Raw genomic sequence first — 12,834 nt, 5'->3', positions numbered from 1 at the left:
GACCCCGCACCTGCGGGCGAGCGGAACGTCAGACCAGCGGAGCCACCTCGGCGTAGGCGTCGAGCTCGACGGGTGGGACGGCTGCCGGAGCGTCGAACACGCGCGCGCGTCGGGACGCGGCATCCCAGGCCGGCCACCCGGGATCGCCGTCGCGCACCAACGCGATCGCGGCACCGTGCAGCTGGGCGGCCAGGTCGGAGGGCGGTGCGATCCCGGCGATGGTCGTGACCCCGTCGGCGTCGAGGTGGTCGAACCAGAACGGGACGTCGAGGCAGTGGCAGGCGACCCCGAGCTTCGGCGACGGCGACCGCCAGGCGAAGCGGTACACCCACGTGGCCGCACCGCTCCGCGCTCGCGCGACACGGAGCACCGTCGCGCGGATCACCCGATCCGTCGCGTAGCCGCCGAGCACCGCCGCGGCCCCGCGCCGCCGTGTGCGCGCGAGATACGCTCGACGCCTCGAACGGCCGAGCCCCAGGACGGCCAGGGCGAACGGCACCGGGACGAGGCGCAGCACGCGACGGAACCTCGCGGTCAGCATCGTGAACTCGTCGTCGGTCGATCCGATCAGGAGCGGCACGTCGGCGGCCGCCCCGTCGGCGAGGGCGTCGAGCGGATGCCGCGGTACCAGGTCGCCGTCGATCACCGGGCCGATCGGCAGCCCGTCGTCGAGCAGCGCGGTGACCGAGGCCAGAACATGCCCGCGCTCCGGGGTGCCGGCCGCCTTCTGCAGGACGACGAGCCGCTCTTCCGGGAGTGACGCGAACCCCCGCCGATCGGCCGTGACGCCGCCGAGCGCGGCGACGCGGTCGGCGAAGCGCCGCGCCTGGTCGGCGTGCACCGCGCCGATGGCGGGCGAGAGGGCCAGGGCGGCGTGGAAGAGCCCGGATGCCGCGGGGCTCGTCATCAGCGCGAGGACCGACCCGCCGCCCGCCGACTGCCCCGCCACCGTCACGCGGGAGGGGTCGCCCCCGAACGCGCGGATCTCGTCGCGCACCCACTCGAGGGCGGCGATCTGATCGCACAGGCCCCGGTTCGCCGGAGCGCCCTCGATGAGTCCGTACCCGTCGAATCCGATGCGGTACGAGATCACGACCGTGACGACCCCGTCGCGCGCGAACGCGTCGCCGTCGTACCAGCGGCTGGCGGGAGAGCCCGAGGTGTAGCCCCCGCCGTGGATCCACACGAGCACGGGCAGGGCGGCATCCGAGGTCGCGTCGACCGGCGCGAAGACGTTGACGTTCAGCGTCGCGTCTCCGGGCACGCTCGGCTCGGGGATGAGGGTGATGCCCGCGTCGCCGCGCTGGGCGGTGGGGCCGTACGCCGTCGCGTCGCGTTCGCCCTCCCACGGCTCGACCGGGGTCGGCGCGGCGAAGCGCAGGGCCCCGACGGGCGCCTGGGCGAACGGGATGCCGAGGAACACGGCGGTGGGCCCGCGTCGGAACCCGCGCACCGCCCCTCTCGAGGTCACGGCGAGGGGAGCGGCATCCATCCCCTCATCCTGCCGCGTCGCGCCCGTCCCCCGCACGCGAGGTGTCCGAAGCCCCGTCCCACCACCGCAGCACGCGCAGCGCGAAGAACGTCAACCACCGCGACGGCTCGCCGGCGGGCACGTCGACGGGGAACCACTCCCGGCCCTCGGGCGGATACGCCTGGTGCCAGGTGCCGTCGGCGTCGCGCGAGGCCCTCACCCGATCGATCGCGTCGGAGAGACGCGGGTCGGGGGCGTCGCCGTCGTGCAGCGCCGCGGCGCGGAAGTGGTCGAGCGCGCGCAGCGCGCTGTAGCGGAAACGGAAGGGATAGCCCAGGTGATGCGCCCAGACGTGGCGCTCGCCGGTGGACAGGCGGTGGAGCAGATGCCGTTCGAGCAGGTACTCCTCGGCCGCCTTGCGCGCGGCGTGCAGCTCGGGCGTTCCGCCGGTGCGCCACTCGTCGTCGAGGATGCCGATGACGGAGTTGATCGTCGAGTGGAACGATGACCGGGTCGACCCCTCGACCCACTCGCAGTTCCACCCGCCGTCGGGCAGTCGGTGGGCGACGAACCAGGTCCGGATGCCGTCGACGTCGGCTCCCAGCCACGCTCCGCTCCCGAGCGTGAACGCGTTGATGCACGCATCGACCTCGCCGTGCCAGAAAGGACGGTCCTCGTACTCCCAGCGGGCGTTGCGCTCCAGGAGGCCGGCGGTGTCGGTGCGCAGGGCCGTGGCATCCACCCCCCATTCGCGCAGGCTCATGAGCGACCACGACGTGGCCGTCCACGGCTGCGGCTCCTGTCCGGTGAAGTCCGCCGGGAAGTGCGCGCCACCGGCCCAGAGCCCGTCGTCGCCCTGGGCGGCGAGCAGGCGCGCGCCGAACCCCTCGTGGGCGACGCGGGCGCGGGTGGCCCGCCATCGCTCCTCGGGTGCGTCGAGCAGATCGCGCTCGACCTTCCATCGCAGGCTCGGGTCGCTGTCGTCCAGCCAGGCGAGCACGTCGTCGTCGTCGGTCATGGTCCCTCCCGGTTGTCGGCAGGGTACGCCCGCGGCCCGTGGTGCGTACAGGCGCCGGCCGCGACCCGCAGCCCCGCCGCGGCAGGGTCGTCACGCGTCGCGGCGCGCGCCCTCCGACGGGGTCACCGTGAAGATGTTCGGAGCGCGGAACCCGGATGCCGCGAACGCGGCGCGCACGGCCTCGGTCGCCGCCGGGATGAGGTCGGTGGAGATCAGCGCGATCGCCGCTCCGCCGAAGCCTCCGCCGGTCATGCGGGCGCCCAGGGCGCCCGAGGCCAGCGCCGTCTCGACGGCCAGGTCGAGCTCGGGGACCGAGATCTCGAAGTCGTCGCGCATCGAGACGTGCGAGGCGGTGAGCAGGTCGCCGATGGCGGACGGCCCGTCGGCGTCGAGGGCGGCGACGGTGTCGAGCACGCGCTGGTTCTCGGTGACGATGTGCCGCACGCGGCGGAAGGTCACGTCATCCAGGATCTCTGCGGCGCGGGGCAGGTCGTCGACGGTGAGGTCGCGCAGTGCCGGCACGCCGAAAGCGGCGGCGCCCTTCTCGCATGAGGCGCGGCGTTCGCGATAGCCGCCCGAGGAGTGCGCGTGCTCGACCAGCGTGTCGACGACGAGGATCGACAACCCCGCCTCGGCGAACCCGAGCGCCACGGGGCGGGTCTCGAGCGTGCGGCAGTCGAGGAAGGTCGCCGCGTCCGCGACGCCCAGCATCGACGCCATCTGGTCCATGATCCCCGTCGGGGCGCCGACCGCGTCGTTCTCGGCCACGCGGCCGACCCGGGCGAGGGCGACCTTGTCGAGCCCGGCGCCCCACACGTCGTCGAGGGCGGAGGCCACGGCTCCCTCGATCGCGGCCGACGACGACAGCCCGGCGCCGACGGGGACCTCCGACGCCAGGGCGAGGTCGACGCCGCGGGTCACGGCATCCGGGGCCGCCCGCCGCAGCGCCCACGCGACGCCCAGCGGGTAGCCCGCCCAGTCGAGGCCGCCGGCGGCGATGCGCGCGTCGAGGTCGGCGAGCGACACCTCCACGGTGTCGTCGGAGAAGGTCGAACGCACGCGGATCAGGTCGTCGTCGCGCAGGGCCACGGCGGCGGCGGTGCGCTGGGCGATCGCGAAGGGGAAGACGAAGCCCTCGTTGTAGTCGGTGTGCTCGCCGATGAGGTTGGCGCGACCGGGGGCCGACCACACTCCCGCGAGGGGGCGATCGGTCAGCGTGGCGAGAAGGGTGCGGGCGTCGTCGACGGCGGTCATGCCGTCACCTCCGGAACGGTGTCGAGGGCGGCGCGCAGACGCTCGGCCTGCGACTCGGGGGTCACGTCGCCGATCCAGGCGCCCATGGCGGCCTCGGATCCGGCGAGGTACTTCAGCTTGTCGGCGGCGCGGCGGGGCGAGGTGATCTGCAGGTTGAGGCGTACGGCTCCGCGTCCGCGCCCGACCGGGGCCTGGTGCCACGCGGCGATGTAGGGCGTGGGGGTGTCGTACAGCGCATCGATGCCGCGCAGCAGCCGCAGGTAGAACGGGGCGAGCTCGTCGCGCTCGGCGTCGGTGGTCTCGGCCAGGTCGGCGACGTGGCGGTGCGGCAGCACGTGCACCTCGACGGGCCAGCGCGCCGCGAAGGGCACGAACGCCGTCCAGTGCTCGCCCCGCAGCACGACGCGCTCTCCCGCCGACTCGAACTCGAGGATGCGCGCGAACAGATCGTTCGAGCTCCGCGAGATCGTGTCGAGCAGGCGGTGAGTGCGCGGGGTGACGTACGGGTAGGCGTAGATCTGCCCGTGCGGGTGGGCGAGGGTGACCCCGATCTCCTGCCCGCGGTTCTCGAACGGGAACACCTGGCGGATGCCGGGCAGGGCCGACAACGCCGCCGTGCGGTCGGCCCACGCTTCGATCACGGTGCGGGCGCGGGTGCGCGAGAGCGAACCGAACGAGCCCTCGTGCGCGGGGCTGAAGCAGACGACCTCGCAGCGACCGACCGAGGTGCGCGTGCGGCCGAGTCCGAGGTGCTCGAGGTCGTCGTCGCCGCGCGGCGGGTCGACGGCGGCGGGAACGTCGCCGAGCGCGACGTCGAGCGCGGGACCGAACGACGGCGACTTGTTCTCGAATACCGCGACGTCGTAGAGCGACGGGATCTCCGACGGGTTCGTCGGCGTCTGCGGCGACAGCGGGTCGAGGTGCGCGGGGGGCAGGAACGCGCGGTTCTGGCGGTTGGATGCCACGGTGATCCAGTCGCCGGTCAGCACGTCCTGGCGCATGGTGGCGGTGGTCGGCCGCGAGTCGAGCGTGCGGGCGTCGACCGAGCGCTCGGCGCCGAGCGTGGTGCCGGGATCGTCGAAGTAGATGAGCTCGCGGCCGTCGGCGAGCAGCGTCGGGCGCTTGACGACTCCGGCGCCGAGACGCACCGCGGAGGGGGTGTGCATGTTCACGATAACACGCTACAACGCGGCCATGCTATCGTCAACATCGAGGGAGAATGATGCGCGTATCCATGGCCGACGTGGCCGTCCGGGCCGGGGTCTCGGCGCAGACGGTGTCGCGCGTGGCGAACGGCAGCCCCCGGGTCGATCCGGCCACCCGCGCCCGCGTCGAGAAGGCCATGGCCGATCTCGGCTACCGCATGCACCGCGCCGCCCGCGCCCTGCGCACCGGCCAGACCTCGACCATCGGCCTCGTCGTGTCGACCCTCGCCTCGGTCGGCAACTCCCGCATGCTGCAGGCGATCTCCGAGGCGGCCGCGGCCCGCGACTACGCCCTCGCCGTCGTGACGGTCAAAGAACGCGGCATCCGCGACGCCTTCGCCCGACTGCGCTCGCAGGGCGTCGACGGCGCCGTCGTGCTGAACGAGGCGACCGAGCTGGCGCGCGACGTCGAGCCCCCGGCCGATCTGCACCTCGTCGTCGTCGACTCCCCGCCCGACCCGCGCTTCTCGATCGTGCAGACCGACCACGCCGCCGGGGCCCGCGCCGCCACCATGCACCTGCTGTCGCTCGGCCACGACACCGTGCACCATCTGGCCGGCCCGGTGCGCTCCTTCGCCGCCGCCGAGCGTGAGCGCGGGTGGCGCGCGGCCCTCGTCGAGGTCGGCGCCACCGTGCCCGAACCGGTCCGCGGCGATTGGACCTCGGCCTCGGGCCACCGCGCCGCGCGCGCGCTCGTCGAGGCCTCCGCCGTCTTCGTCGCGAACGACCAGATGGCCCTCGGGGCGCTGCGGGCCTTCGCCGAGGCGGGACGGCGCGTGCCCGACGACGTCGCCGTGGTCGGTTTCGACGACATCGTGGATGCCGGCGAGTACCGGCCCCCGTTGAGCACCGTGCGTCAGGACTTCGACGCCCTCGGCGTGCGCGTCGTCGTCGCGCTGATCGCGGCGATCGAGGGCGGCGAGCCGGTGGCGGAGTCGGTGCCGACCTCGCTGGTGGTGCGCGAGAGCAGCGTCGCGGGCTGAGACCGTCGCGCCCGTCGCGCCCCGGCTGCCGGGCAGCGGCCGGGGCCGGGTCGCGTGTGGGGCCGGGTCGCGTGTGGGGCGCGATCGGTGCAGCGGGGCGGTCGCCGTGCGCCCCGCTGCGCGGAATGCGCCCCCAAATCCGCGGCGCCCGCGCGCCCCGCCCGCCCGCCCCGCCCGCCGCGCCTGCCGCGCAGCGGCTCGACCGGGGCCGCGTGTGGGGCGCGATCGGTGCAGCGGGGCGGTCACCGTGCGCCCCGGTGCACGGAATGCGCCCCAAACTCGCCGCGCCCGCCCGCCCGCCGCGCCTGCCCGCCGCGCCTGCCGCGCCCGCCCGCCCGCCCGCCCGCCGGGCGGGGGCGCTCAGGCGGCCGGGGCCGTCGCGGGCAGGTCGAGGGTGACGGTGGTGAACTCGCCGGGCACGCTGTCGATGTGCACCGTGCCGCCGTGGGCGAGGGCGATGGACCGCACGTTCGTGAGACCGAGCCCGAACCCCTGGATCTCGCGCGAGCGTGCGAGCGGGGTGCGGTAGAAGCGGTCGAACGCACGGCGCTGCTCGGCGCGCCCGATGCCGGGCCCGGTGTTGGTCACGGCGATACGCACCCGTCCCTCGCAGACCCCGTGGGCGACGGTGATGGGGCGGGAGGGGATGCCGAACTTCACGGCGTTCGTGAGCAGCTCGCGAATCGCGACCACGAGCTGGGCGCGGTCGGCATGGGCGTGCGAGGGGCCCGTCGAGGTCGTCTCGATCGTGTGCGCGTGCGTCTCGGCGAGCGAGGCGACGCCACGCACCGCCGCGGCCACGACATCGACCAGGTCGACGGAGGCGGGACGCAGGGTCTTCTCGCTCTCGCCCGCGGCGAACAGCTCGCCGACCCGCTGCGTCAGGTCGGCGGTGCGCCGCGTCGCGACGTCGACGTAGCGGCGCAGGGTGACCTGCTCGGGGTCGATCGCCTCATCGATGAGGTCGAGGAACCCGGTGATGCTCGTGAGCGGGGTGCGCAGCTCGTGCGAGACGGTGTGCAGGAACTCCTCGCGCACCTCGATCGCCTCGGCGAGCTCGGTGACGTCGTGGATCACAACGACCGTTCCGAGGATGCGCCCGTCGGGTCGCCGCAGTCGGCTCGACGAGACGAGCACGGCGGCCTGCGACCCGGCCGCTCCCCACCACTGCAGCTCGTCGACGACGGCCTCGCCCGACAGGGCGCGGGGGAGGACCTGCGCCCGAGGGGGGATCGGCGTCGCGCGATCGGCGGCGAGCACGTGGGGTCCCGCGAACGGGCGGGTGTCGAGGTCGAACCCGCCCAGCTCGGCGAAGCGGTGCGCGCGGGTATTGGCGACCTCGAGCCGATCGGTCGGTCCGTAGAACGCCACCCCCGCGCTGACGGTGTCGACGATGGCGCTGGCGACGGTCTCGGCATCCCGTGCCTCTTCGAGGGCGGCGGCCTGTGCGCGGTACGAATCGGCGAGGCGCCGGGAGTTGCGGCGGAGGTGCCGCGCGGCCACGAACACGATCACCGCGACGCCGACGATGAAGGTCGGCAGGGTCACGACGGTGGCCCATTCGACCGCGTTCGAGGGCCACGCCCCCACGTAGGCGAAGCGGAACGAGGTGATGAACCCGGCGCCGAACACGGCGACCGCCATGCCGTACCAGGGGAAGCCGTACGCGAGCCACAGCACGGGGAAGATCGCGAGGATCGTGACGCTGGGAAAGAGCGCGAGCAACTCGGCGCGCAGCAGGGCGACGGCGAGCAGGTCGAGACCCGCGACCGCCATCATCCACGCCAGGGGGAGTCGCTCCCACGGCACGACGAGCGCCGCCACGGTCGCGACGAGGGTGACGGCGAGGCCGGCGACGACGACCCCGGTGGTGGCGATCGAGGGGACCGCGAGCCCGGCGACGCCGACGAGGAACGCCACCCCGAGCGTGAAGGGGAGCTGAGCCCGGAGGAAGACGCGGAACCGCCCTCGCGGGCTGACTTCCATCTCGAACAACGGCACCGTCGCTTCCTCACTTCCGCTCGACGAGATCGGCCATCTCTGACCGTACTTCACCGGGAGCGCGGGGAAGTGACCCGTCGTGTCGACCGGTCCGTCGCGTCCCGCGCGAGCGGCCTACTCCTCGAGCGGCCCGAGCGACGGTGCCGCCACGAACCGTGCCACGGGCTCGAGCACCTGCTCGAGCTCGAGCACGACGATCTCGTTCGCACCGGCCCGGGTGACCGGGGCGGGCACGTACATCGTGTTCTGCGGGACGGTGCGCCAGTACCGGCCGAGGAAGAACCCGTTGACGAAGGCGTAGCCCTTGCCCCAGGCCGCGGTGTCGAGGAAGAGGTCGGCCGGAGCGTCGAGCGAGAAGGACCCGCGCAGGGCCGAGCGGCCCACGACGCCCGAGTCCGAGCCCGAGCGGGCGGCCGCGATGGCCGTCACCTCGATCGGGGTCGAGGTCCACCCGGTGAGCGGCTGCCCGTCGATCGTCACGTCGCCGATGAGCCCCTTCGCCTCGCCGAGACGATCGGCGTAGTTCACGCGCCCCTGGTCTTCGACGAGCACCGTGAGGTGCGCGCCCGCGGGGATCGCGAGGGCGCGCTCGTGCAGCGACCGCGACAGTCGCCCGACCGGCACGCCGTCGACCTCGACCCACGCGAGGTCGCGCACCTCGCCGAAGACGAGGATTCCCGCCGCGTCGTCGAACGCGGGCAGGTCGACGTCATAGCGCACCAGCGCGCCGAGGTGTCCGAGCTGCTCGAAGCTGGCGGGGGCGTCGGTGATCGCGGCCTCGGCGGCCGCCGGCAACCACTCGCCCTCGCCGGTCAGGGCGACCTCGAGCGCGGGGGCCGACGGACGCTCGGCGGGCACCTCGCCCTCGACGGGGGCGTACCGGGCGATGACCTCGCGGAAGGCGTGGAACTTCGCCGTCGGGTGGCCCGACTCGTCGATGGGTGCGTCGTAGTCGTAGGAGGTGACGATGGGGTCGAAGCGGCCCTTGTCGTTCGCGCCGTTGGTGGTGCCGAAGTTCGTCCCGCCGTGCACCATGTAGATGTTCACCGAGGCGCCGGCCGCCAGCAGCACGTCGAGGTCGTGGGCGGATGCCGCGGGGTCGGTGGTGTGGTGGATGCTGCCCCACCAGTCGAACCACCCGTCCCAGAACTCGCTGCACATGAGCGGGCCGGTGGGCTGGTGTTCGCGCAGCGTCGTCAGGCGTTCCTCGGAGCGCGAGCCGAACGAGCCGGTGAGGTGCAGCTCGGGCAGGCTCCCGGCCTCGAGCATCCAGGGCATCGGCTGATCGACGGTGGTCAGCGGCACGGTGATGCCGGCGTCCTTCGTCACCCGCACGAGCTCGCGCAGGTACTCCTTGTCGGAGCCGTACGCGCCGTACTCGTTCTCGATCTGCACGAGCACGACGTTGCCGCCGCGGTCGATCTGGCGGGGGGCGACGATCTCGTACACGCGGCGCAGGTACTGCGACACCGCCGCGACGAACTGCGGCTCCGACCGGCGGATGCCGATCCCCGGCGTCGAGGTGAGCCACACCGGCAGCCCGCCGTTGTGCCACTCGGCGCAGATATAGGGCCCGGGGCGCACGATGGCGTGCAGGCCTTCGGCGGCGATGAGGTCGAGGAAGCGTCCGAGGTCGTTGGCCCCGGTGGCATCCCACTCCCCCTGCACGGATTCGTGGGCGTTCCACGCCACGTAGGTCTCGATGGTGTTCAGGCCCATGGCCTTGGCCGTGCGGATGCGATCCGCCCAGTGCTCGGGGTGGATGCGGAAGTAGTGCAGCGTCCCCGAGATGACCTGGTGCGGTCGCCCGTCGAGCAGGAAGTCGGTCTCGCCGATGGTGAAGGTCGTCACGGTGTCTTTCGGGTGTCAGTCGACCAGCCGCGCGCGGATGCGCGCCCAGGCCAGGGCGGGGAGGGTCAGACGCAGGATGCCGTCGTCGCCGACGCTCACGGGGAGCTCGGCGGGGGCGACGGGTTCGGCGTCGGCGGAGTTGGTGGTGTGGCGGTCGCCGCCCGCGGGGATCGTGACGACGACCGCCTCGACGTCGGCGACGGCGCCCAGCTCGAGCGCGACCTCGGTGGGGGCGTCGAGGTCGCGGTGGGCGAGGAACGCCGACACGTGGTCGCCGTCGATCGTGGCGACCGCGTCGACGGCGTCGACGGTGCCGTGGCGGGCGGTGTCGATCGTGGCGCCCTCGACGAGGGGGACCACGACCCGGCCCGATGCCGCTTCGGCGGTGAGCTTGAAGGGGTGGAACGTGCTCTGGCGCCAGACCGCTCCGCCGTTGGGCTCGGTGCGGATGGGGCCGATGACGTTGACCAGCTGGGCGAGGTTGGCCATCGACACCCGCTCCGACCGGCGGATGAGGGTGATCAGCAGCGACCCCACGACGACGGCATCGGTCACGGTGTAGTCGTCTTCGATCAGACGGGGTGCGATCGGCCAGTCGCCGGTGAACACGCGCGGTTTGTCGACCTCGTTCCAGCGGGTCTGGTTCCACACGTTCCATTCGTCGACGCTGATGCCGATGGTGCCCCCGTCGGGGGTCGTGGCGCCGACCTCGTCGATGATGTCGGCGACGTCGCCGATGTAGCGGTCGAGAGCGGCGCCGCTGGCGAGGAAGCTCGCCGGGTCGGCCGGGTCTTCCTCGTAGTACGCGTGCACCGAGATGTGGTCGATGAGACCGGCGGTGTGGGTGAGCACGCCGCGCTCCCAGGCGCCGAACGTGGGCATCTCGTGGTTGGAGCTGCCGGCGGCCACCAGCTCGACGGTGGGGTCGATGAAGCGCATCATGCGGGCGGTCTCGGCGGCGAGGCGGCCGTACTCGTCGGCGGTCTTGTGGCCGATCTGCCAGGGGCCGTCCATCTCGTTGCCGAGGCACCACAGCCGGATGCCGAAGGGCTCGTCGCGGCCGTTCGCGCGGCGTCGTTCGCTGAGCGCGGTGCCGGCGGGGTGATTGGCGTATTCGAGCAGGTCGGCGGCCTCGGCCACTCCCCGCGTGCCCAGGTTCACCGCCTCCATCAGCTCGACGCCGGCCGCGTCGGCCCAGGTGGCGAATTCGTGCAGACCGACCTGGTTGGTCTCGGTGCTGTGCCACGCGGCATCCAGGCGCACCGGTCGGTCGGTGCGGGGGCCGACGCCGTCTTCCCACCGGTAGCCCGACACGAAGTTGCCGCCGGGGTAGCGCACGACGGTGGCGCCGAGCTCGCGCACCAGCTCGAGCACGTCGGCGCGGAAGCCGTCGGCGTCGGCGGTCGGATGCTCGGGGGAGTGGATGCCGTCGTACACGCAGCGGCCCATGTGCTCGACGAACGAGCCGAACAGGCGGCGGGGGACGACGGCTCCGACGGCGGTGCGGTCCACGACGATGCGGGTGGGGGTGCTCATGGGTTCTCCAGGCGGGGGAACGGGTGGGGCGGGCCGCATGCGAACGATGCGACCCGCCCCCGGGAACTGCTTACTTGTTGACCGAGAAGCCCTGGTCGTTGCCGTACTGCACGAGCTGGTCCTGCCAGGCGGTGAGGCCGGCGTTCAGGTCGCTCTTGTTGGCGTAGGCCTGGCCCACGGTGTCGCCGTAGATGCTGTTGGCGTACACCTGGAACGGCAGGTAGCTCCAGCCCTCGCGCACCTCGCTCGAGGCCTGCGTGAGCACCTGGTTGATCTGCTGCCCACCGAAGTACTCCGACTCCTTGTCGACGAAGGCGGGGTCGCTCAGCTGCGCGGTGGTCGAGGGGAATCCGCCCGACTCGGCGAAGATCTGCAGGCTCTCCTCGTCGTTGTTCAGCCACTTGAGGAAGCCGGCTGCCAGAGCGGGGTTCTTGCTCTGCTTCGTGACGGCCTGGCCACCGCCGCCGTTCTCCGACGTCACGGCCGTGCCGTCGTAGGTCGGGATCGGGGCCACGGCCCACTTGCCCGCGCCGTCGGCGACCGAGGACTCCAGCACACCCGGCATCCAGGCGCCGATCACGAGCGAGGCGATCGAGCCGTCACCGAGGCCCTTGAACCACTCGTCGCTCCAGCTGGGGGTGTCCGAGATGAGGCCGCCCTCGATGAGGCGGTTCCAGTTGTCGGCGAACTTCTTCGAGCCGTCGTCCTGCAGGTCGATCGCGACGTCGGTGCCGGCGTCGCCGGAGGTCGTGAAGGGAGTGCCCCCGGCCTGCCAGATCATGCTCGTGGTGAAGCCCGAGTCGCCGGTGTCGGCGGTGATGAACTTGGTGGGGTCGGCGGCGTTCAGCTTCTGCGCTGCGGCGTAGTACTCGTCCCAGGTGGTGGGCACGGCGATGCCGAACTGATCGAAGACCTCTTTGTTGTAGAACAGGGCCATGGGGCCCGAGTCCTGCGGGAGGCCGTAGATCTTGCCGTCGAAGTCGACGGAGCCCCAGGTACCGGTGCTGTAGTCGTCCTTCAGGTCGGCGAAGCCGTACGACGACAGGTCGACGAGCGAGTCCGAGAGCGCGAACTGGGGGAAGGCGTAGTACTCGATCTGCACGACGTCGGGGGCGCCCGAGCCGGCCTTGATCGCGTTCTGGAGCTTGGTGTACTCCTCGGTGTTGGTGCCCGCGTTGACGTAGTTCACCTTCACGTTGGGGTACTTGGCCTCGAAGGCGGCGACCTGCGCCTCGGCCGAGGGGGTCCACGACCAGTACGTGAGCTCGCCGCCGGCCTCGAGGGCCTTCTCGATGTCGTCGGCGGTGCCGGCGGCGGCGCCGCCACCGGCGTTGCCACCCGAGCAGGCGGTGAGCGCGCCCACCGTCAGGGCGGTGGCGGCGACGGCGAAGACGGCCCGCCGGGCGGTGCCAGAACGCATGAATGTCATCGGATTCCTCTACTTCTTTGTTGTGGATGTGGTGCGGGTGCAGACGCGGTGCCCCGAGAGGGGCACTCGCGTTCAGGGGGAGTCAG

9 protein-coding genes are annotated in these 12,834 nt (G+C 72.7%); 1 reads left to right on the top strand and 8 read right to left on the bottom strand.

From position 1 onward, the window contains the following. Positions 1-28: 28 nt before the first annotated feature. The 4 genes from IFU19_RS00460 to galT all read right to left on the bottom strand — a co-directional run bounded on the left by IFU19_RS00460 (position 29) and on the right by galT (position 4,909). Positions 29-1,492, bottom strand: coding sequence for a carboxylesterase/lipase family protein (locus IFU19_RS00460; protein WP_192012639.1), 1,464 nt, complete (start codon positions 1,490-1,492; stop codon positions 29-31). A 4-nt stretch (positions 1,493-1,496) separates the two neighbouring features. After that, a complete protein-coding gene (locus IFU19_RS00455; RefSeq protein WP_192012638.1) occupies positions 1,497-2,489 on the bottom strand; it encodes a squalene cyclase in 993 nt (330 codons plus the stop codon). Positions 2,490-2,579: 90 nt separating this feature from the next. Beyond that, complete coding sequence (gene galK, locus IFU19_RS00450; RefSeq protein WP_192012637.1) at positions 2,580-3,743, bottom strand: galactokinase; 1,164 nt, start codon at positions 3,741-3,743, stop codon at positions 2,580-2,582. After that, positions 3,740-4,909: a galactose-1-phosphate uridylyltransferase gene (galT, locus tag IFU19_RS00445; RefSeq protein ID WP_192012954.1), complete on the bottom strand. Its 1,170-nt coding sequence runs from the start codon at positions 4,907-4,909 to the stop codon at positions 3,740-3,742. Before galT ends, galK begins: the two co-directional genes overlap by 4 nt. A 56-nt stretch (positions 4,910-4,965) precedes the next feature. Here galT and IFU19_RS00440 point away from each other — a divergent pair, with 56 nt between their 5' ends. Further along, entirely contained in the window at positions 4,966-5,931 is a 966-nt protein-coding gene (locus tag IFU19_RS00440) for a LacI family DNA-binding transcriptional regulator (protein ID WP_249405317.1), read from the top strand. A 360-nt stretch (positions 5,932-6,291) separates the two neighbouring features. On the opposite strand, the gene IFU19_RS00435 is transcribed toward IFU19_RS00440, so the two are convergent. The 4 genes from IFU19_RS00435 to IFU19_RS00420 all read right to left on the bottom strand — a co-directional run bounded on the left by IFU19_RS00435 (position 6,292) and on the right by IFU19_RS00420 (position 12,748). Then, a complete protein-coding gene (locus tag IFU19_RS00435) occupies positions 6,292-7,932 on the bottom strand; it encodes an ATP-binding protein (protein ID WP_192012635.1) in 1,641 nt (546 codons plus the stop codon). Between the two features lie 114 nt (positions 7,933-8,046). After that, a complete protein-coding gene (locus IFU19_RS00430; protein ID WP_192012634.1) occupies positions 8,047-9,783 on the bottom strand; it encodes a beta-galactosidase in 1,737 nt (578 codons plus the stop codon). A gap of 15 nt (positions 9,784-9,798) precedes the next feature. Next, complete coding sequence (locus IFU19_RS00425; RefSeq protein WP_192012633.1) at positions 9,799-11,319, bottom strand: alpha-N-arabinofuranosidase; 1,521 nt, start codon at positions 11,317-11,319, stop codon at positions 9,799-9,801. 70 nt (positions 11,320-11,389) lie between these two features. After that, positions 11,390-12,748: an ABC transporter substrate-binding protein gene (locus tag IFU19_RS00420; protein WP_191925466.1), complete on the bottom strand. Its 1,359-nt coding sequence runs from the start codon at positions 12,746-12,748 to the stop codon at positions 11,390-11,392. Positions 12,749-12,834 lie beyond the last annotated feature (86 nt).

Origin of the sequence: Microbacterium sp. CFBP 8794 (assembly GCF_014841235.1) — a bacterium.
In the GTDB taxonomy this organism is placed as follows: Bacteria; Actinomycetota; Actinomycetes; order Actinomycetales; family Microbacteriaceae; genus Microbacterium.
This window is presented reverse-complemented; position numbering and strand designations above follow the sequence as displayed.

Coding starts and splice junctions, on each gene's coding strand:
- IFU19_RS00460 (WP_192012639.1), bottom strand. CDS start 1,492: ATGGATGCCGCTCCCCTCGCCGTGACCTCGAGAGGGGCGGTGCGCGGG.
- IFU19_RS00455 (WP_192012638.1), bottom strand. CDS start 2,489: ATGACCGACGACGACGACGTGCTCGCCTGGCTGGACGACAGCGACCCG.
- galK (WP_192012637.1), bottom strand. CDS start 3,743: ATGACCGCCGTCGACGACGCCCGCACCCTTCTCGCCACGCTGACCGAT.
- galT (WP_192012954.1), bottom strand. CDS start 4,909: ATGCACACCCCCTCCGCGGTGCGTCTCGGCGCCGGAGTCGTCAAGCGC.
- IFU19_RS00440 (WP_249405317.1), top strand. CDS start 4,966: ATGCGCGTATCCATGGCCGACGTGGCCGTCCGGGCCGGGGTCTCGGCG.
- IFU19_RS00425 (WP_192012633.1), bottom strand. CDS start 11,319: ATGAGCACCCCCACCCGCATCGTCGTGGACCGCACCGCCGTCGGAGCC.
- IFU19_RS00420 (WP_191925466.1), bottom strand. CDS start 12,748: ATGACATTCATGCGTTCTGGCACCGCCCGGCGGGCCGTCTTCGCCGTC.